General features: G+C 66.3%; 19 protein-coding genes and 1 other RNA gene. 11 read left to right on the top strand and 9 right to left on the bottom strand.

Going from position 1 to position 20,021, the window contains the following annotated elements; translation table 11 throughout:
• Nucleotides 1-10: 10 nt before the first annotated feature.
• The 6 genes from ILT42_RS19560 to ffs all read right to left on the bottom strand — a co-directional run bounded on the left by ILT42_RS19560 (nt 11) and on the right by ffs (nt 3,691).
• On the bottom strand, nt 11-343 hold the full coding sequence (locus ILT42_RS19560; RefSeq protein WP_204217572.1) for an XRE family transcriptional regulator: 333 nt from the start codon (nt 341-343) through the stop codon (nt 11-13).
• Complete coding sequence (locus tag ILT42_RS19555) at nt 333-698, bottom strand: type II toxin-antitoxin system RelE/ParE family toxin (protein WP_204217571.1); 366 nt, start codon at nt 696-698, stop codon at nt 333-335. The genes ILT42_RS19560 and ILT42_RS19555 overlap by 11 nt, the downstream gene beginning before the upstream one ends.
• A gap of 105 nt (nt 699-803) precedes the next feature.
• The gene (gene recR, locus ILT42_RS19550; RefSeq protein ID WP_204217570.1) at nt 804-1,409 is read right to left on the bottom strand and encodes a recombination mediator RecR; all 606 of its coding nucleotides are present in this window, start codon (nt 1,407-1,409) and stop codon (nt 804-806) included.
• A gap of 7 nt (nt 1,410-1,416) precedes the next feature.
• Complete coding sequence (locus ILT42_RS19545) at nt 1,417-1,737, bottom strand: YbaB/EbfC family nucleoid-associated protein (protein ID WP_204217569.1); 321 nt, start codon at nt 1,735-1,737, stop codon at nt 1,417-1,419.
• 3 nt (nt 1,738-1,740) lie between these two features.
• A complete protein-coding gene (locus ILT42_RS19540; RefSeq protein WP_204217568.1) occupies nt 1,741-3,555 on the bottom strand; it encodes a DNA polymerase III subunit gamma/tau in 1,815 nt (604 codons plus the stop codon).
• Nucleotides 3,556-3,594: 39 nt separating this feature from the next.
• Nucleotides 3,595-3,691: signal recognition particle sRNA small type (ffs, locus tag ILT42_RS19535), an RNA gene on the bottom strand.
• Between the two features lie 110 nt (nt 3,692-3,801).
• Here ffs and ILT42_RS19530 point away from each other — a divergent pair.
• Together ILT42_RS19530 and nudC are read left to right on the top strand one after the other, a co-directional pair.
• The gene (locus ILT42_RS19530) at nt 3,802-4,230 is read left to right on the top strand and encodes an HIT domain-containing protein (protein WP_204217567.1); all 429 of its coding nucleotides are present in this window, start codon (nt 3,802-3,804) and stop codon (nt 4,228-4,230) included.
• A gap of 19 nt (nt 4,231-4,249) precedes the next feature.
• On the top strand, nt 4,250-5,146 hold the full coding sequence (nudC, locus tag ILT42_RS19525) for an NAD(+) diphosphatase (protein WP_204217566.1): 897 nt from the start codon (nt 4,250-4,252) through the stop codon (nt 5,144-5,146).
• On the opposite strand, the gene ILT42_RS19520 is transcribed toward nudC, so the two are convergent.
• Genes ILT42_RS19520 through ILT42_RS19510 form a run of 3 tightly spaced genes read right to left on the bottom strand, consistent with a single transcriptional unit; the run spans nt 5,143 to nt 7,264 of the window.
• The gene (locus ILT42_RS19520) at nt 5,143-5,673 is read right to left on the bottom strand and encodes a GNAT family N-acetyltransferase (RefSeq protein ID WP_204217565.1); all 531 of its coding nucleotides are present in this window, start codon (nt 5,671-5,673) and stop codon (nt 5,143-5,145) included. The two genes, nudC and ILT42_RS19520, sit on opposite strands and share 4 nt — an antisense overlap.
• Nucleotides 5,670-6,524: a prephenate dehydratase gene (locus tag ILT42_RS19515; RefSeq protein ID WP_204217564.1), complete on the bottom strand. Its 855-nt coding sequence runs from the start codon at nt 6,522-6,524 to the stop codon at nt 5,670-5,672. The genes ILT42_RS19520 and ILT42_RS19515 overlap by 4 nt, the downstream gene beginning before the upstream one ends.
• Nucleotides 6,521-7,264, bottom strand: coding sequence for a 3-deoxy-manno-octulosonate cytidylyltransferase (locus ILT42_RS19510; RefSeq protein WP_204217563.1), 744 nt, complete (start codon nt 7,262-7,264; stop codon nt 6,521-6,523). Before ILT42_RS19510 ends, ILT42_RS19515 begins: the two co-directional genes overlap by 4 nt.
• A gap of 294 nt (nt 7,265-7,558) precedes the next feature.
• Here ILT42_RS19510 and ILT42_RS19505 point away from each other — a divergent pair, with 294 nt between their 5' ends.
• The 9 genes from ILT42_RS19505 to ILT42_RS19465 all read left to right on the top strand — a co-directional run bounded on the left by ILT42_RS19505 (nt 7,559) and on the right by ILT42_RS19465 (nt 19,776).
• Complete coding sequence (locus ILT42_RS19505) at nt 7,559-8,098, top strand: c-type cytochrome (RefSeq protein WP_204217562.1); 540 nt, start codon at nt 7,559-7,561, stop codon at nt 8,096-8,098.
• Nucleotides 8,099-8,261: 163 nt separating this feature from the next.
• Entirely contained in the window at nt 8,262-10,166 is a 1,905-nt protein-coding gene (locus ILT42_RS19500) for an extracellular solute-binding protein (protein WP_229428802.1), read from the top strand.
• Entirely contained in the window at nt 10,163-12,022 is a 1,860-nt protein-coding gene (locus ILT42_RS19495) for an extracellular solute-binding protein (protein WP_204217560.1), read from the top strand. Before ILT42_RS19500 ends, ILT42_RS19495 begins: the two co-directional genes overlap by 4 nt.
• A 47-nt stretch (nt 12,023-12,069) precedes the next feature.
• Nucleotides 12,070-13,173: a microcin C ABC transporter permease YejB gene (locus ILT42_RS19490; RefSeq protein ID WP_204217559.1), complete on the top strand. Its 1,104-nt coding sequence runs from the start codon at nt 12,070-12,072 to the stop codon at nt 13,171-13,173.
• A gap of 1 nt (nt 13,174) precedes the next feature.
• The gene (locus ILT42_RS19485; protein ID WP_229428788.1) at nt 13,175-14,338 is read left to right on the top strand and encodes an ABC transporter permease; all 1,164 of its coding nucleotides are present in this window, start codon (nt 13,175-13,177) and stop codon (nt 14,336-14,338) included.
• Nucleotides 14,335-15,963 carry an ABC transporter ATP-binding protein gene (locus tag ILT42_RS19480; protein ID WP_204217558.1) on the top strand — a complete coding sequence of 543 codons (1,629 nt, stop codon included), beginning with the start codon at nt 14,335-14,337 and terminating at the stop codon, nt 15,961-15,963. The genes ILT42_RS19485 and ILT42_RS19480 overlap by 4 nt, the downstream gene beginning before the upstream one ends.
• A gap of 13 nt (nt 15,964-15,976) precedes the next feature.
• The gene (locus ILT42_RS19475) at nt 15,977-17,008 is read left to right on the top strand and encodes a cation diffusion facilitator family transporter (RefSeq protein WP_204217557.1); all 1,032 of its coding nucleotides are present in this window, start codon (nt 15,977-15,979) and stop codon (nt 17,006-17,008) included.
• A gap of 39 nt (nt 17,009-17,047) precedes the next feature.
• Complete coding sequence (locus ILT42_RS19470; protein ID WP_204217556.1) at nt 17,048-18,268, top strand: phosphopentomutase; 1,221 nt, start codon at nt 17,048-17,050, stop codon at nt 18,266-18,268.
• 245 nt (nt 18,269-18,513) lie between these two features.
• Entirely contained in the window at nt 18,514-19,776 is a 1,263-nt protein-coding gene (locus tag ILT42_RS19465; RefSeq protein WP_204217555.1) for a GTP cyclohydrolase II, read from the top strand.
• Nucleotides 19,777-20,021 lie beyond the last annotated feature (245 nt).

Raw genomic sequence — 20,021 nt, 5'->3', positions numbered from 1 at the left:
CCATGATACGTCAGGGGCGTGACTTCTCGGACAGGTCGGAGAAGTTTTTGATCCTGACGTCACGATCCGGGAACCGGGCGACGATCTCCAATTCGCCACCCATGGCCTCGATGAACCGGCGCAGGGTGCTGACATACATGTCGGCGCGCTTCTCGATCTTGGCGACAGAGCCCTGACCGATCTGCAAGGTCTGCCCGATCTCTTCCTGAGACAGGCGCAAGGCGCGGCGAACCTCGGCGAGATCCATCTCCTCGCCAAGACGCCGAGCCTCCCTTTCCGCCACAGCCTCCGCTTCACGCAACATGCGGGCGCGCAGATTCGCAAAGGAATGCCTACCGGCCATGGGCTTTCTCCCTCTCCAGCTCTGCCAGATGAACGTCGTACAGGTCATCTGCGACAGGAATCATCCGGTCGTAAAACCGCCCGTCTCCCGTTTTATCGCCGCCGATCAGAAGGATGGCGGAGCGGTGTGGGTCGAATGCATAGAAAATTCGCAACGGCTTCCCATGGCTTTGCACCCTCAACTCTCTCATATGAGGGTGGCGAGAACCACTAATGCCACTTGAGAAAGGAAAAGGCAGATTGGGCCCCCTCCGCTCAAGCTGACGAACATGCGCATCGATGCTGATTTGATCCCTTTCCAGGAGACCGTTCCACCATTCACCGAACTCGTCCGTATACTCGACGGACCATTCCATTGGATGAATAATATTCCCTAAGACGAATAATACAAGCCTTGCGGCCGCTTCAATGTTACATTGAAGCGCTCAGCTAAGCCATAGGGAGTGGTATGACTGATCCGCCTACAAGGAAGTGCGCTGGCGGATGGCGGCCGAGAGCGTGCCTTCGTCGAGATAATCGAGCTCTCCGCCGACAGGAACGCCGTGGGCGAGCCGTGTGACCTTCACGGGCAAGTGCGCGAGCAGTTCGGTGATGTAATGGGCAGTGGTCTGGCCGTCGACGGTGGCGTTCAGGGCCAGCAGCACCTCGCTGACGCCGGCCTCCGAGGCCCGCGCCACGAGCCGGTCGAGGTTCAGGTGCTCGGGCCGCACGCCGTCGAGGGGCGACAGCACGCCGCCCAGCACGTGGTAGCGCGCGCTCACGGCCCCGGAGCGCTCCAGCGCCCACAGGTCCGACACGTCCTCGACCACCACGAGGATCGACACGTCGCGGCGGGAATCGCGGCAGATGGTGCAGGGGTCGGACGTGTCCACATTGCCGCAGGACGAGCACACCACGATGCGCTCGTTGGCGACCCGCATGGCGTCGCTCAACGGATTGAGCAGCGTCTCACGTTTCTTGATCAAGTGCAGGGCGGCCCGCCGCGCCGAACGCGGCCCCAGGCCCGGCAGACGGGCGAGGAGCTGGATCAGGCGCTCGATCTCGGGACCGGCAACGGATTGAGCCATGAAAGCCTCAGAACAGCTTCATGCCGGGCGGGATCGGCAGGCCCTTCGTCAGTGCCGCCATGCGCTCCTCGGCGGCCCGGTCGGCCTTGCCCTTGGCGTCGTTCATGGCCGCCACGATCAGGTCCTCGAGAATTTCCTTCTCGTCCGGGTTCATGAGCGAGGCATCGATGCTGATGGCCTTGAGCTGGCCTTTGCCGGTGACCTTCACGGTCACGACGCCGCCGCCCGACGTGCCCTCGACCTCCACGGTCTCAAGCTCGGCCTGAGCGTCCTGCAGCTTCTGCTGCATGGCTTGGGCCTGCTTCATCAATCCCATGATATCGCGCATGTCTTACTCCAGGTCGTTGTCTTCTTCGGCCTCGTGGGCCGCGAGGGCATCGGCTTCGCCTAAGATTTCCGTTTCGGCATCGGGTCCGGGCCCGTCGTCCTTGGCGCGCTCGACCACGTTGACGATCTTGGCGCCGGGAAACTTGGACAGGACCGCCTGCACCAGCGGATGGTTGGCCGCGCCCGCCTTGCGTTCCCGCTCCGCGTTGTCGGCCTGCTCCCGCAAGGTTGGGGCGCCTTCGTCCGATGACAAGGCCACCATCCAGCGCTGGCCGGTCCATTGCTGGAGAGCGCGGGCGAGATCGTTGGCCAGGGTCCGGCTGCCGCCTTCCGCCAGGCTGAACTCGATGGAGCCTTCCTCGAACCGCACGAGACGCACGTCCCGCTCCAGGGCGGTCTTAAGCACGATCTCGCGCTGCTCGCCGGCCATGGCGACCACGTCCTCGAACCGGCGCAGCCGCATGGTGGGCTCGGGCTGGGCGGGTTGGGGACGGGGCATGGGACGCGGCTGCGAGGTGGCGAGCGCGATGTTACCGTTGGTGGCGGGTCCGCCGGAGGGTCGGGGCCCAGGGGACCCACCCGGAACGGGTGAACCGTCCTTCAGGGCCCGCAGGGCTTCGTCCGGGGTCGGCAGATCGGCCGCGTAGGCGAGGCGCACGATCACCATCTCGGCGGCCGCCACCGGGCGGTTGGAGGATTGCACCTCCGGCACGCCTTTTAGCAAGATCTGCCAGGCGCGGGACAGGGTGCGCACGGACAGGCGCGCGGCGCATTCCAGCCCCCGCACGCGCTCGGCCTCCGACAGCGCCGGGTCCTTGGCGGCCTCCGGGATGAGTTTCAGGCGCGTCACCACGTGGGCGAAGGTGGCGAGGTCCGACAGGATCACGCCCGGATCGGCTCCGGCATCGTACTGGGACCGCAGGCTCTCGAACGCGCCGGGCACGTCGCCACGCATGACGGCCTCGAACAGGTCGATCACGCGGGTGCGGTCGGCGAGCCCCAGCATGTCGCGCACGGTCTCGGCCTTCACGTCCCCGGCCCCGTGGGCGATGGCCTGGTCCATGAGCGAGAGCGAATCGCGCGCAGAGCCTTCCGCCGCGCGGGCGATGGCGGCGAGTGCCTCCGGCTCGGCCGTCACGCCCTCGGCCGCGCAGATGTGGCCGAGATGCGTCACGAGCTTGTCGGAATCGATGCGGCGCAGGTCGAAGCGCTGGCAGCGGGATAGGATCGTCACCGGAACCTTGCGGATTTCCGTGGTGGCGAAGATGAACTTGGCGTGGGGCGGCGGCTCCTCCAGCGTCTTCAGAAAGGCGTTGAACGCCTTGTCCGAGAGCATGTGGACCTCGTCGATGATGTAGACCTTGTAGCGGGCCGAGACCGGCGAGTAGCGAATGCCGTCGATGATCTGGCGCACGTCGTCGATGCCCGTATGGGATGCGGCGTCCATCTCCAAGACGTCCACGTGCCGCGATTCCATGATGGCCTCGCAATGGACGCCGAGCTCGGGCATGTGGATCGTGGGCGCGCCGGAGCCGTCGGGTTTCTGGTAATTCAGGCCCCGGGCCAGGATGCGGGCCGTCGTGGTCTTGCCCACGCCTCGGACGCCCGTGAGCATCCAGGCCTGCGGAATCCGGCCCGTCTCGAAGGCGTTCGAGAGGGTGCGGACCATGGCCTCCTGGCCGATGAGGTCGTCGAACGTGCGCGGGCGGTATTTGCGGGCGAGAACCCGGTAGGCGGTTGCCGTCGCCGATGGCGCGGCCGGAAAGCCCGGCAGGCCCGGCTCGTCGTCGAAAGGCGTGCCGGCTGTCAAATCATTCATGAGCAAGGCTTTGAAAGGTGCGCTCGCGGAGAGGCGCGAGGTGGGAGGCTGGACGAAGACCCGTTCGGTCTCGTTAGGGCTGCTTCCTTCCGGATCTGACCCGGTTGGCGAGTGAGACGTCCCTCGCCAACCTCCCGGTGCCTATATGGAGTTTTCATCGCCGGAACGCAAGTTGGAAGCCGCGCCCCCGCGAACCGGGGCCCCGAGGGATAGGCAAGATGCCGCAAGCTCGGTTAATGAGAGCCTATGGTTTCTCACGCCCCTTCCGAATTCACCCTCGACCCCCGCCTCGCCGCCGACACCCTGCCGGTGGGAGACTTGGACCTGTGCAGCGTGTTGCTCCTGAACGACGCCCGCTTTCCCTGGTTCGTGCTCGTTCCGCGCTTGCCCGGCCTCGGAGAGCTGACGGACCTGTCCGACGAGCAGGCCGCGCAGGCCATGCGGGAGATCCGGGTCGCCACCCGCGTGATGCTCACCCTGTCGAAGCCCGACAAGGTCAATGTGGGAGCCCTGGGCAACATCGTCACCCAGCTCCATATCCACGTGATCGGCCGCTTCCGCTCGGATCCGGCCTGGCCGGGGCCCGTCTGGGGCCACGGCACGCGCAATCCCTACCCCGATCACGCCGCGACCGCCCTTATCGAGCGGGCCGCCGCCCTCTTCTTGGCCGATTGAACCGAGACCCGACAAAACCATGCCGATCGCCTACATCACCAACCCGACGGTGCGGCACAGCGCCGAGCGCGACCCCGAAGCCCTGGCGCGCCACGCGGGCGACCCCCGCACCGCCCTGGTGCTGTTGGCGGGCGACGTTCCGGTTCTCCGGGCGGGGCAGCCCGGCACCGGCCTCCTGCCGGTCACGGCCCTGGACCGGGCGGGCGGCCCCCGGGAGCAGGTGCTGCTCGGCACCATCGATGACCGGCCCGTGATCGCCGCGCTCGCGGCCCCCGAGGCGGCCGCGTTGTTCGAGAACGATCCGGACTTCATCACCGCCGACCTGCGGTCCGTGGCTACGAAGGGCCTCGTGCCGGAAGAAGAGCTGGGGCTGCTCGCCACCGCCAAGTCCCTGCTGGGCTGGCATGCGCGGCACCGCTTCTGCGCCAATTGCGGGAACCCGACCCAGGCCAGCCAGGCGGGCTACCGGCGCGATTGCCCGGCCTGCGGCACGCAGCACTTCCCTCGCACCGACCCGGTGGTCATCATGCTGATCGCCCGGGGAGACCAATGCCTCCTGGGGCGCGGCGCCCATTTCGCGGAGCGGACCTATTCGTGCCTGGCGGGATTCCTGGAGCCCGGCGAGACCGTGGAGGATGCGGTGCGGCGGGAAACCTTCGAGGAGGCCGGCATCCGGGTCGGGCCCGTGCGCTACCTCGCCTCCCAGCCCTGGCCGTTCCCGTCGTCCATCATGATCGGCTGCCTCGGCGAGGCCGAGTCGGAAGCGATCACCATGGACGCGGCCGAGATGGAGGACGTGCGCTGGTTCTCGAAGGAGGACGTGCGCCGGATGCTGGCGGGCGAGCACGAGCAATTCCTGGCCCCCAATCCCATCGCCATCGCCAACCACCTCCTGCGGCTGTGGGTGGAGGGCTAGAGGGCGGGGATCGGCTCGAACCGGTAGGCGATCTCCGTCACCCAATCGCCACGTATGTCGAAGGATTGCTCCGGCCCGGCCACCCCGCCGAGCCTCTCGTAGAAGCGGCGGGCGGGCGCGTTCTCCTTGAGGACCCACAGGCCCACCGAAGCGAAGCCATGCGTGGCCAGGTGGTTGAACACGTCCCGCATCATACGGCGGCCCAGACCCTGCCGCTTGACCTTGTCGATGAGGTAGATCGCATAGAGTTCTGTTTCGGTGCCCAGGAGCATGGGCTCCTTGCCCCGCAAGGGTCCGCCGCGGGCAAAGCCCACGATTTCGCCATCCGCCGCCTCAGCCACCACGACCTTCGCCTCCGGGTCCGGCCGCGCAAACGCCCCGCGCCATTGGGCGGCACGCTCCTCCACGGACAGCCCCTGAAGCGCCGGGGGCGACAGAAATTCCGCATAGGTCTCCCGCCAGCCCCGGACATGGGCGCGGGCAACGCCCTCCACGTCCGCCTCTACGGCGTCGCGAACCAGGATCACTCGGCGGCTTCCCGCACCTGTTCCCGGAACGGGTGGGCCGGATAGACGCCGAGAATCCGTAGCTCACGGGAGAAGAACTCCAGCTCCTCGAGCGCCCGGCGCAGACCCGGCTCCTCGGGATGTCCGTCAACCTCCGCGTAGAACTGCGTGGCCGTGAAGTCGCCCTCCAGCATGTAGCTTTCGAGCTTGGTCATGTTGACGCCGTTCGTGGCGAAGCCCCCCAGCGCCTTGTAGAGCGCCGCCGGGATGTTGCGCACCCGGAACACGAAGCTCGTGACCATGGGGCCGGACCCGAGGGGAGCCCACTGGACCGTCTTGGACAGGATCACGAAGCGGGTCGTGTTGTGGGCCTCGTCCTCCACGTCCTCGGCCAGGATCTTGAGGCCGTAGATGGGCGCGGCCATGCGGGGCGCGAGCGACGCGCGGCTCGGATCCTTCCACTCGGAGACCTCGCGGGCCGAGCCCGCCGTGTCGCCCGCCACATGGGCCTTGAGGCCGAGCTTGCGGATGATCTTGCGGCATTGGCCCAGCGCATGGACGTGACTGTGCACGCTCCGGATGGTGCCGAGATCCGCCTCGGGGATCGCCATGAGCTGGAAATGGATCGGCAGGAAGTGCTCGCCGATGATGTGGAGCCCGGAGGTCGGCAGCAGGTGGTGGATGTCCGCCACCCGGCCCGCGATGGAGTTCTCGATGGGGATCATGCCCAGCTCGGCCTGCCCCTCCTGGATCGCCGCGAAGGCGTCCTCGAAGGTGGGGCACGGCAGGGGCGTCCAGCCCGGCCGGGCCTCGTCGCAAGCCGTGTGGGAGTTGGCCCCGGGCTCGCCCTGGAACGAAATGAGCTTGGTCATGGCTGTCTCCGGGCGGCGATGAGGGCGCGCGCCTCCTCGAGCTGCTGGGGCGTGTCGACGCCGAAGGGCACGTCGTCGACCACGACGGCGTCGATGCGCATGCCGGCCTCCACGGCCCTGAGCTGCTCCAGGCGCTCGCGCCGCTCCAACGGCGAGGCCGGAAGCTCGACGAACCGGCGCAGGGCGGCGCGGCGATAGGCGTAGACCCCGATGTGATGATAGAGCGGCCCCTCTCCGGTCGGAGCCGTGGCCCGGGTGAAGTAGAGGGCGCGGAAACGGCCGGGTGACAGCTCGGTGCCCACCATCTTCACGACATTGGGGTTCACCTTCTCGTCCTCTCGCTCGATGGGATAGACGAGGGTCGCGATGTCGACGGCGGTATCCTCCAAGGGCGAGATGGCTGCCCTGATCGCCCGCGGGTCGATGGTCGGAAAGTCTCCCTGGACGTTCACGACGATATCGTGGCGCCCGTCCGGGTCGAGCTTTTCCACAGCCTCGTGGATGCGGTCGGACCCGGAAGCGTGGTCGGCCCGGGTCATCACGGCCCGGCCTCCCGCCCGCTCGACCGCCTCGGCGATCTCGGGCGCGTCGGTGGCCACCGCCACGGTTCCGATCCCGGCCTCCACCGCCCGGCGCCAGACATGCACGATCATGGGCGTCCCGGCGATGTCCGCGAGGGGCTTGTTGGGGAGGCGAAGCGCCGCGAGGCGGGCCGGAATCAGGACAATGGGATCGGACATGAGGGTTATGGCGTGACGAAAGCCGGGTCCTTAGCAAGGTCGGGACCATTTGTCATGGACGGTTTGTCATCGGATGACGGTCGTCCTTCGAACCTGGCCTTATGGAACCGTCCCCACATTTTAGTCATTCAAATTCCACGCTGCGACCAAGAGACAGGCGAAACCCCATTGTCAAACCCCCTCCTCTATGGCTAAGCAGCCACGGTTGCGCGGGCGGGGGTCTCCTGTCCCTGGCCGTGCCCATCCCTTCCGCTGCGCTGGTTCCGCCGTCCGAAGGCGAGGAGAGCCTATTTCATGAATATCGAGACCAATAAGATTGCAGGCGCCGTTTTCGGTTCGCTTCTCTTCGTGGTCGGCGTGAACGTCATTGCCGGCGGTCTTTTCGCCCCTCACAAGCCCGCGGTTCTCGGATACGATCTCCCTGCCCCGGAGGCGACCGCCTCCGCTGGTGCCGCCGCGGCCGCCCCCGAGGAGCCCCTGCCGGTGCGCCTGGCCAAGGCCGACGCCGCCAAGGGCCAGTCTTCCGCCAAGAAATGCCAGGCCTGCCACAGCTTCGAGAAGGGCGGTCCCAACAAGGTCGGTCCCGACCTCTACGGCATCGTCGGCCGTCCCGTGGCCTCGCACGAGGGCTTCAACTACTCGGCGGCTCTCAAGGGCAAGGGCGGCAACTGGTCCTACGAGGACCTCGACAAGTTCATCCACAGCCCAAAGGGCGCCGTTCCCGGCACCATCATGGCCTTCGCGGGCGTCAACCAGCCGCAGGAGCGGGCCGACATCCTAGCCTATCTGCGCAGCCTCTCCGAGAGCCCGGTGGCCTTCCCGGCCGCGCAGTAACCGCGCTCGCTCTCGCATTCTTGAAGCCGGGCCCTTGCGCCCGGCTTTTTGTTTTGGCGAGGGTCCCTTGCTCTCGCCCCGTTCCGGACAAAAATGTAGGAACCGAATGGACTTCGTTGTGTTCGGCACGCTTGGGGTCCAAACGCCCTGCCTCGTCCCGTGCATGCCCTTCAAGACGCCTCACCGTCAGGAGACGCCTTTGATCCGATCCTCCCTGCTGGGCCTCGCGGCCGCCTGCATCACCGCCGCCTCCCTCGCCGCATTCCCCGTATCGGCCCAGGAGGCGACCGCCGGGCCCTGGCGCCATGGGTCGGCCCTGCTCGACGAGCCCAAATACCCGGCCGGCTTCAAGCATTACGACTACGTCAACCCCGACGCCCCCAAGGGCGGTCTCGTGCGGCTCGGCGCCCAGGGCACCTTCGACAGCTTCAACATCGTGGTGGCGGGCGTGAAGGGCACCCCCGAGCAGGGCATCGGTCTCGTCTTCGAGACCCTGACCACCGGCTCCCTCGACGAGCCCAGCGCCTCCTACGGCCTTCTGGCGGAAACCTTCGCCTATCCGGCGGACTATTCCTCCGTGTCCTTCCGGCTGCGCCCGGAGGCCAAATGGCATGACGGCCGACCCGTGACGGTGGACGACGTGGTCTTCTCGTTCGACACCCTGAAGGCCAACAGCCCGATGTACGCGTTCTATTATGCGAACGTGACCAAGGCGGAGGAGACGGGCGACCGTGAGGTCAAGTTCACCTTCAACCAGACCGGCAACCGGGAGCTGCCGCAGATCATGGGCCAGCTCATGGTGCTGCCGAAGCACTGGTGGGAGGGCACGGCGCCGGACGGGCGCAAGCGCGACATCACGCAGACCACCCTCGAGCCGCCCCTCGGATCGGGCCCCTACCGCATCAAGACCTTCGATGCGGGCCGGTCCGCTTCCTACGAGCGCGTGAAGGATTACTGGGGCCAGACCCTCAACGTGAACGTGGGCCAGAACAATTTCGACGAGATCCGCTTCGAGTATTACCGGGATGCCACGGTCCTGCTCGAAGCCTTCAAGGGCGACCGTCTCGATTTTCGCTCCGAGAACAGCGCCCGCAACTGGGCGACGGGCTACAACTTCCCGGCCCGGCAGGAGGGCAAGGTGGTGCTGGAGGAGTTCGACCAGCGCTCCGTGGGCCGCATGCAGGCTTTCGTGCTCAACCTGCGCCGGGAGAAATTCCAGGACCAGCGGGTGCGCCGCGCCCTCAATCTGGCGTTCCCGTTCGAGGAGATCAACCGCACCATCTTCTCGGGCCAGTACGAGCGGCCGTCGAGCTATTTCTACGGCCTCGATCTCGCCTCCACCGGCTTGCCGGAAGGGCTCGAGAAAGAGATCATCGAGAGCGTGCGGGACAAGGTTCCGCCCGTGGTCTTCACCACGCCTTACACGAACCCCGTGGGCGATTCGCCGGAAGCGGTGCGCAACAACCTGCGTGAGGCCGACAAGCTGCTGCGCGAGGCCGGCTGGACCCTCAAGGACGGACGGCGGGTAAACTCGAAGGGCGAGGTCTTCACGCTCGAATTGCTGGGCGACTCGCCCAATGAGGAGCGGGTCTTCCTGCCCTACAAGTCCTCCCTGGACCGGCTCGGGATCGTCACCTCCGTGCGCATTATCGACGACGTGCAGATGACGAACCGCACCCGCGCCTTCGACTATGACGTGATCTCGGGCGTCTGGCCGCAGACCCTGTCGCCGGGCAACGAGCAGCGCGCCTTCTGGGGATCGGAATCGGCCAAGCGCGAGGGCTCCCGCAACTTGGCCGGCATCGCCGATCCGGGGGTGGATGCGCTGATCGACCGGGTGATCTACGCCAAGAGCCGGGACGAACTCGTGGCGGCCAGCAAGGCCCTCGACCGGGTCCTGCTGTCGCACGACTACGTGGTGCCGCAATGGACGACCCTGAAGCAGCGCACAGCCCGCTGGGACCGCTTCAGCCATCCGCAGGCGATGCCGCGCTACGGCGCCGCCGCCTTCCCGACCATCTGGTGGTATGATGCCGCCAAGGCCGCCAAGACCGGAGCGCCCCGATGACGACCACGCGACGCAGCCTTCTTGCGGGCGGAGCCGCCCTAGGCCTCGCTGGCCTGCCGCGCTTCGCGCTCGCGCAGGCGCCGGGCGAGACCGAAACCTACGGCCTGTCGAGCTTCGGCGACCTCAAATACCCGGCCGATTTCAAGCATTTCGGCTACGTGAACCCCAACGCCCCGAAAGGCGGCACACTGGCGATCCAGATCAAGTCCACGCTCGGCAACCAGAACTTCGACACCTTCAACACGCTCCACGTCTATGTGATGAAGGGCGACGGCGCGGCCGGAATGCCGTCCACCTTCGACAGCCTGATGGCGGGCTCCGGGGACGAGCCCGACGCGCTCTATGGCCTCGCGGCGAGGAGCGTGCGGATCTCGCCCGACCGGCTGACCTACCGCTTCCTCATCCACCCGGCGGCGCGCTTCCACGACGGCTCCAAGCTGACCGCCAAGGACGCGGCCTATTCCCTGAACGTCCTGAAGGAGAAGGGCCACCCGACCTTGCGCCTGCTCCTCACCGAGATGGCGTCGGCGGAGGCCGAGTCGGACAACATCCTCCGCGTGCAGTTCTCGGAGCGCCGCAGCCGCGACCTGCACCTCGTGGTCGCCGGCATGCCGATCTTCTCGGCCACCTATTGGCAGGGCCGCGATTTCGAAGCCTCAACGCTTCAGGCTCCACTCGGGTCGGGTCCCTACAAGGTCGGGCGCTTCGAGCCGGGACGATTCATCGAATTGGAGCGCGTGGCCGATTACTGGGCGAAGGACCTGCCCGTGAACGTGGGCGTCAACAATTTCGATCGGATCCGCTATGAGTATTTCCGCGACCGGACCGTAGCCTTCGAGGCGTTCAAGAACGGCACGCTGACGTTCAACGAGGAATACACGTCCCGCATCTGGGCGACGGGTTACGACTTCCCGGCCGTGCGCGACGGGAAAGTCGTCAAGGAGACCATCGAGAACGACGCGCCCTCCCCCATCCAGGGCTGGTACTTCAACACCCGGCGGGATGCCTTCAAGGATCCGCGCATCCGCGAGGCCATCGGCTTGGCCTTCGATTTCGAGTGGACCAACAAGACCATCATGTTCGGAGCTTACGAGCGGCTGACCTCGTATTTCGAGAACTCGGACCTCAAGGCGACGGGCCAGCCCTCGCCGGAGGAGCTCGCCCTGCTGGAGCCGTTCCGCGACAAGGTCCCGGCCTCGGTGTTCGGCGAGCCCTACACGCCCCCCGTGAGCGACGGCTCTGGCCAGGACCGCAACCTCCTGCGGCGCGCGGACGAACTCCTGCGCCAGGCCGGCTGCAAGCGCGAGGGTGGCGTGCTGAGGCTACCGGGCGGCGCGCCGTTCACCATCGAGTTCCTCGACTTCCAACCCTCCCTGCAGCCTCATACGCAGCCCTTCCAGGCCAATCTGAAGCGGCTCGGCATCAACGCGACCTCCCGGATCGTCGACGCGGCCCAATACCAGGCCCGCATGGATTCCTACGATTTCGACATGACGAGCCGGGCGCTCTCGGGCTCGCCCACGCCGGGGGACAGCCTCCGGGTCGTCTACGGCTCGGCTGCCGGCCAGGCTCCGGGTTCCTACAATGTCGCGGGCATCGCCAGCCCTGCGGTGGACGCCCTCGTGGAAGTCATCGGCTCGGCGAAAACCCGCCAGGAGCTCACCACCGCCTGCCGTGCCCTCGACCGCGTCTTGCGCGCGGGGCATTATTGGGTTCCCATGTGGTACAAGCCCAGCAACTGGATCGCCGCCTGGGATCAGTTCTCCCGGCCCGACACGAAGCCGCGCTTCGGGTCGGGCGCGCCGGCGACCTGGTGGTATGATGCCGAGAAGGCGAAGCGGATCGGACGAGGATAAGGTTTGACGGCTCTTTCACGACGAAACCGCACCGGCGCGATGCTCTGATGTTCGCCTATATCGCGCGCCGCATCCTCCTCATGATCCCGACCCTGTTCGGCATCATGCTCATCTCCTTCGTGATCGTGCAATTCGCCCCCGGCGGACCCGTGGAGCGGGTCATCGCCCAGCTCCAGGGCCAGGATTCGGGCGCGACCTCGCGCATCTCCGGCGGTGGCGGCGACGTGTCCGGTGGACCTCAGGCCGGGATGGGGGCCGAATCCTCATCGCCCTACCGGGGGGCGCAAGGCCTCGATCCCGCCTTCATCAAGCAGCTCGAGGTCCAGTTCGGCTTCGACAAGCCGGCGCCGGAGCGTTTCGTGAAAATGCTGTGGGATTATGCCCGCTTCGATTTCGGCAAGAGTTATTTCCGTGACGTCTCGGTGTTGGAACTGATCAAGGAGAAGCTGCCCGTCTCGATCAGCCTAGGCCTGTGGATGACCCTGCTCTCCTACGCGATCTCCATCCCTCTCGGCATCAAGAAGGCCGTGCGGGACGGATCGTCCTTCGACATCTGGACGTCGGCGGTGGTCATCGTCGGCTACGCGATCCCAGGCTTCCTCTTCGCGATCCTGCTCATCGTGCTGTTCGCGGGCGGGTCGTTCTGGCAGATCTTTCCCTTACGCGGCCTCACCTCCGAGAACTGGGCCCAGCTCTCGCTCTTCGGCAAGATCGTGGACTATTTCTGGCATATCGCCCTGCCGATCACCGCCATGGCGCTCGGTGCCTTCGCGACCTCGACCCTGCTCACCAAGAACTCGTTCCTGGACGAGATCCGCAAGCAATACGTGCTCACCGCCCGCATGAAGGGCCTGTCCGAGAGCCAGGTGCTCTACGGCCACGTGTTCCGAAACGCCATGCTGATCGTCATCGCGGGCTTCCCGGGCGCCTTCATCGGGGCCTTCTTCGCGGGGGCGCTCCTCATCGAAACCATCTTCTCCCTCGACGGCCTGGGGCTCCTGTCCTTCGAGTCCATCGTGAACCGCGACTATCCGGTGGTGTTCGCCAACCTCTACATCTTCTCCCTCGTGGGCCTCGTGGTGAACCTCGTCTCCGACCTCACCTATACGTGGATCGACCCGCGGATCGATTTCGAGACCCGGGAGGCCTGAGATGAACGAGAGCATCCCGGTCGCCCCGCCCGCCGCATCGCCGGTTGCCCCGCCCTTGCCCCGCGAGGGCCTCATTCGAATCTCGCCGCTCAACCGCAGGCGCATCCAGAACTTCAAGGCCAACCGGCGCGGCTACTGGTCGTTCTGGATCTTCATCGTCCTGTTCGTGGTCAGCCTGTTCGCGGAGTTCATCGCCAACGACAAGCCGATCCTCATCTCCTATAAGGGCGAATGGCTCGCGCCGGTCTTCGTGGACTATCCGGAGGAAAAGTTCGGCGGGTTCCTGGCACAGACCGATTACCGCGATCCCGTCATTTCGAAAGAGATCCAGGACAACGGCTGGATCCTCTGGCCGCCGATCCGCTTCTCCTACAACACCCACAATCTCGACCTGCCGGTCCCCGCCCCCGCGCCGCCCACCTGGATGCTCACCGACGAGCAGTGCCGCCCCATGGCCGAGCGCAACGGCGGCTCGACCTGTGCGGCGCTGGAATGGAACTGGCTCGGCACCGACGACCAAGGCCGCGATGTGGTGGCCCGCCTCATCTACGGCTTTCGCATCTCGGTGCTGTTCGGCCTGATCCTGGCCGGAATCTCGTCCGTGGTCGGCGTGCTGGCAGGCGCGGTGCAGGGGTATTTCGGCGGCTGGGTCGATCTCGTGTTCCAACGCTTCATCGAGGTCTGGACCGCGATCCCGGCGCTCTACCTCCTCATCATCATCTCGGCCATCATCACACCGAGCTTCTTCGTGCTCCTGGGCATCCTGCTGCTGTTCTCCTGGGTGTCGCTGGTGGGCGTGGTGCGCGCTGAATTTCTGAGGGCGCGCAACTTCGAGTACGTGCGCGCCGCCCGCGCCCTGGGCCTGTCCAACCGCACCATCATGTTCAAGCACCTGCTGCCCAACGCGATGGTGGCGACGCTCACCTTCCTGCCGTTCATCCTCAACGGCTCGATCACGACCCTGACGTCCCTCGATTTCCTGGGCTTCGGACTGCCGCCCGGATCGCCTTCGCTGGGCGAGTTGCTGGCCCAGGGCAAGGCGAACCTTCAGGCGCCGTGGCTCGGCCTCACGGGCTTCTTCGTCATCGCCCTCATGCTGAGCCTGCTGATCTTCGCGGGAGAAGCCGTGCGCGACGCCTTCGATCCGAGAAAGACGTTCCGATGACAGCACCCCTCCTCTCGGTCCAGGACCTCTCCGTCGCCTTCCGCCAGGGAGGCGGCGATACGCTTGCGGTCGACCGAATCTCCTTCGACATCATGCCGGGCGAGACCGTGGCGCTCGTGGGCGAATCCGGCTCGGGCAAGTCCGTGTCGGCGCTCTCGGTGCTCAAGCTCCTGCCCTACCCATCCGCGCATCATCCGTCCGGAAAGATCCTCTTCAAGGGGAAGGACCTCGTCGCCGCCGACGAAAACGAGATGCGAAAAGTGCGCGGCGACGACATCACCATGGTGTTCCAGGAGCCGATGACCTCGCTCAACCCGCTGCACACCATCGAGCGGCAGGTGGGCGAGATCCTGCGCCTGCATCGAGGGATGTCGGAGAAGCAGGCCCGCGCCCGCACGCTGGAACTTCTCGCCCTTGTGGGCATCCGCGACGCGGAGAGCCGCCTCGATGCGTTTCCGCACCAGCTCTCAGGCGGTCAGCGCCAGCGCGTCATGATCGCCATGTGCCTTGCCAATGAGCCGGACCTGCTCATCGCCGACGAGCCCACGACGGCGCTCGACGTGACCGTGCAGGCGCAGATTCTCAAGCTGATGGCGGACCTGAAAAGCCGCCTGAACATGGCCATGCTGTTCATCACCCACGATCTCGGCATCGTCCGAAAAGTGGCCGACAGGGTCTGCGTGATGCTCAAAGGAAAGATCGTCGAGCACGGCACCGTGGCGGAGGTGTTCGGCAACCCGCAGCATCCCTACACCCAGCGCCTCCTGGCGGCGGAACCGAAAGGCCGCGCCAACCCAGTAGCCGCCGACGCTCCCGTGGTCGTGGAAGCGGGTCCGATCAAGGTCTGGTTTCCCATCAAGCGCGGCTTCTTCCGCCGCACGGTGGGCCACGTCAAGGCGGTCGACGGCGTGTCGGTTCGGGTGCGCCAGGGCGAGACCGTGGGCGTGGTGGGCGAGTCGGGCTCCGGCAAGACGACGCTCGGCCTCGCCATCCTGCGCCTCGTCTCGTCGGAGGGGCCGGTGGTCTTCCTGGGACAGCCCATCAACGGCTTGAGCACCAACGAATTGCGGCCGCTGCGCAAGAACCTCCAGGTCGTGTTCCAGGACCCCTACGGCTCGCTCTCGCCCCGCATGTCCGTGGCCGAGATCGTCGAGGAAGGCCTTCTCGTGCAGGACAAGGGCCTCTCCTATGCCGAGCGGCGCGACGTGGTCGCCCGGGCGCTTTACGATGTCGGGCTCGATCCCGCCACCATGGACCGCTACCCGCACGAGTTCTCCGGCGGCCAGCGCCAGCGCATCGCCATCGCCCGCGCCATGGCGCTGGAGCCGAAGTTCATCATGCTGGACGAGCCCACATCAGCCCTCGACATGTCGGTGCAGGCGCAGATCGTGGAACTGCTGCGCGACCTGCAGAAGAAGCGAGACCTCTCCTACATGTTCATCAGCCACGACCTGCGGGTGGTGCGCGCGCTCGCGAACCATGTGATCGTGATGCAGAACGGCACGATCGTGGAGGAGGGTTCGGCGGAAAGCATTTTTGCCGAGCCGCGAACCGATTATACTCGCGCGCTCTTCGCGGCGGCCTTCAACCTCGAGACGGCGGGAGCCCATTCGGTCCGCGATTAGCGAGAAGCTCATCATGCATTCGCATTCACATCCAGAAGGCGCCTCCCACGACCACGCCCACCCGGTAGAATACGGGCGGGCCTTCGCGATCGGAATCACGCTCAATCTCGGCTTCGTGGTCATCGAGGCCCTCTACGGATACCTCGCAGGCTCCATGGCGCTCCTGTCGGATGCGGGCCACAATCTCAGCGACGTGCTCGGTTTGGGACTGGCCTGGGGCGCCGCCATCCTGGCCAAGCGCCAACGTTCTGAGCGCTTCACCTACGGCCTGCGGTCGAGCTCGATCCTGGCGGCCCTGTTCAACGCGCTCCTGCTCCTGGTCGCGGTCGGCGGCATCGCCTGGGAATCCGTGCGGCGCATCCTGGAGCCGGAACCCGTGGCGGCCGTCACCGTGATGGTGGTGGCGGGGATCGGAATCCTCATCAACGGCTTCACGGCCTGGCTCTTCATGAGCGGCAGCCGTACGGACATCAACATCCGGGGCGCTTTCCTGCACATGGCCGCGGATGCGGCGGTGTCCCTGGGCGTCGTGCTGGCGGCTCTGGTCATCCTGTGGACCGGCCAGACCTGGATCGACCCTCTGCTCAGCCTCATCATCGCGGCCGTGATCGTGTGGGGCACCTGGGATCTCTTGCGCCAGTCGATCACCATGTCGCTCCAGGGCGTGCCGGCCAGCATCTCAATGCCCGACGTACGGGCGGCCCTGGAGGGCCTACCCGGCGTGGCGCGGGTGCACCATCTCCACGTCTGGGCCGTCAGCACCACGGAGACGGCCCTCACCTGCCATCTCGTGATGCCGGAAGGCCACCCCGGCAACCGGTTCCTGGCTGAGGCGCAGCGTCTCCTCAAGGCGCGGTACGGAATCGGCCATGCGACCCTGCAGATCGAGATCGGCCCGCAGGCGGACCATGGCGACGCCTGTGTCCTGGACGGGACCGGCCGGGAGGGCGCGCAAGGCCACGGCCACTCCCATGACCACGCCCACCCCCACACCCATGAAGACCACCCGCCTGAAACTGATGCGTCGCATCGGACGCCGCAATGAAGTATCAAGTGTGATTCCCATGGCTTGAAGGATGGTCCCATGCCCCGCGTCCTCGTGATTGTGCTCGATTCCGTCGGCGTCGGCGGCGCGGAGGACGCGGCCGCCTATGGGGATGCGGGCGCCGACACCGTGGGCCACATCGCCGAGGCCTGCGCGAGGGGCCAGGGCGACCAGCCAGGCCTGCGCGAGGGGCCTCTCAGCCTTCCCCACATGGCGGCCCTGGGCCTCGGCCTGGCCTGCCAGGCTTCCACGGGCCGGATGCCGCCAAACCTCGAGCCGCCCGCCGCCTTGAAAGGCGCCTGGGGCTATGGGGTCGAAACGTCGAACGGCAAGGACACTCCCTCGGGCCATTGGGAGATCGCGGGCCTGCCCGTGAGGTTCAACTGGGGCTACTTCCCGGATACAGTCCCGACCTTCCCGGCGGAGCTGACCGACGCCATCGTGACCCAGGCCGGGCTGCCCGGAATCCTCGGCGACAAGCACGCCTCCGGCACCGCCATCATCGACGAGTACGGGTCCGAGCACATGCGCACCGGCAAACCGATCTGCTACACGTCCGTGGACAGCGTGTTCCAGATCGCCGCCCATGAAGAGACCTTTGGGCTGGAGCGGCTCTACGACCTGTGCCGGCTCGTGCGGGTTCTGTGCGACCCCTACAAGATCGGCCGGGTCATCGCCCGCCCCTTCGTCGGCGACGAGGCGCAGGGCTTCCGGCGCACGGGCAACCGCAAGGATTTCGCCGTCCAGCCGCCCTCGGACACGATCCTGGACGTTCTTGCCAAAGCGGGCCGCCAGATCGTGACGGTGGGCAAGATCGGCGACATCTTCGCCCATCGCAGCACGGGCCAGGAGATCAAGCCCCACGGCAACGACGCCTGCCTGACGGCTGCCATCGAGGCCCTGCGCACCTTCGCCGATGGCGGCTTCGTTTTCGCCAATCTGGTGGACTTCGATACGGAATTCGGCCACCGCAGGGACATCCCGGGCTACGCGGCAGCGCTCGAAGCCTTCGACCGGCGGGTGCCCGAGATCGAAGAGGCCCTGCAGGAGGGCGACCTCGTGATCATCACGGCCGACCACGGCAACGACCCCTCCTGGCGCGGTACGGACCACACCCGCGAGCACAGCCCGATCCTCACCTTCGGGCCCGGCGTCACGCCGGGCACCATTGGACGACGCGAGAGCTTCGCCGATATCGGCGCCACGGTGCTGAAGCACTTAGGCGTTCCGCCCTTGGGCAAGGGAGCAGCGTGGGTGTGACAACTCAGGTTGCCCCACCCCGAACGGGAGAGTTGGGGTAACGAATGGCGCCATCCCCTCTTCCGGCCGGGAGAGGGAGTGAGTATTGGGCAAACTCGACATCCGCGGATAGGAGGGGTGACCCCAAGTGCCGTTGACGTCTCCGAAACTTTGGATCAGATTCCCAAGGATCGTCAGGAGGCTCTCTGCACGATCCGTTTCGAGGTCCTGGAGAGTCTTCCCGTTCCGGCGTGGAAGTATCGTTCATGAACTCGCCCAACCGTTCGACCCATATCCGCCTGACCTCCCATCCCGAGCCCAACGCCGCCGTGGCCCGCATGCCCATCCGCTGGGGCGCGGAGGATCCCCGGGAGCGTGGGCCCATCATCGGGTCGGTGACCAACCCGGCGGATCGCAACGTGATCGGCGCCCATGGCGGCTCCTATTCGCTCTACCGGGCTCTCGCGATCTCCGCCCGCGCCCTGAACCCCCTGGCGCGGCCCGATCTGCACAACACCCATCCGACGGCCGAAATCGGCCCTCACCCGCAATGGTCGGAACCCGGCAAGATCGTCTCCCTCGATCCGTGGGGTCACTTGGTCGGGCAGGTTTTTCGGGAAGAGATCGCGGGCGGCGTCGACATCCGGCCTACCATCGCCATCACCAAGGCGCGCCTCAACATGCCGGAGATCCTGTCCGCCATGGGAGCCAAGCGCATCGCGGCGGACGGGCACATCCTTCATGAAACGGGCGACATCTCGGTGACGAAGATCGCGGTTGATCCGGTCTGGTACCTGCCGGGCGTCGCGGCGCGGTTCGGCACCTCGGAAGGCGAGCTGCGCCGGACCCTGTTCGAGCAGACGGGCGGCATGTTCCCCGAACTCGTGACCCGGCCCGACATGAGCGTGTTCCTGCCGCCCATCGGCAACATCACGGTCTACGTCGTTGGCGACGTCGCGGCCCTCGGCAACCCCAAGACCCGGATCTCCTGCCGGGTGCATGACGAGTGCAACGGCTCGGACGTGTTCGGCTCCGATATCTGCACCTGCCGCCCCTACCTGGTGCATGGCATCGAGGAGGCGGTGCGCGAAGCCCAAGGAGGCGGCGTGGGCGTCATCGCCTATAACCGCAAGGAAGGCCGCGCTCTGGGTGAGGTCACCAAGTTCCTGGTCTACAACGCCCGCAAGCGCCAGGAGGGCGGCGATTCCGCCTCGACCTATTTCGAACGCACCGAATGCGTGGCGGGCGTGCAGGACGCGCGCTTCCAGCAGCTCATGCCGGACGTGCTGCACTGGCTCGGCATCCGCCGCATCGACCGACTCATGTCGATGTCGAACATGAAATACGACGCCATCACGGGCTCAGGCATCGAGGTGGTGGAGCGGGTGCCGATCCCGGCCGAACTCGTGCCACCCGACGCCCAGGTGGAGCTCGAGGCCAAGAAGGCCGCAGGCTACTACACCCCCGAGGGTGCGCCGGATGCGTCGGATCTCGGCAAGGTCAAGGGCCGCGATCTCGAGCGGTTTTAGGCTGTTTCCCTTTCACGGGAGTTGGGCTAGCGGTAGGGCAAGTTTCCGCTCTCAACCCTCATTCCGAGGAAAGTTGCAGGCCTACCTCGAAGCCTCACCCTGAGGAGCGAAGCGTCTCGAAGGGCGAGGCGTCTCCATTGCTCTCTGGATCCTCCTTCGAGATGCCGCTAAAGCGGCTCCTCGGGCTGAGGGCCGAGGGAATTGGCTCACGCCTCTCCTCAGGATGAGCCATTGTTTTATATCCT

The organism is Microvirga pudoricolor, from assembly GCF_016892705.1.
GTDB classification, from domain to species: domain Bacteria; phylum Pseudomonadota; class Alphaproteobacteria; order Rhizobiales; family Beijerinckiaceae; genus Microvirga; species Microvirga pudoricolor.
Note: the sequence above shows the minus strand (reverse complement) of the source record. Positions and strands in the feature narration are given on the sequence as shown.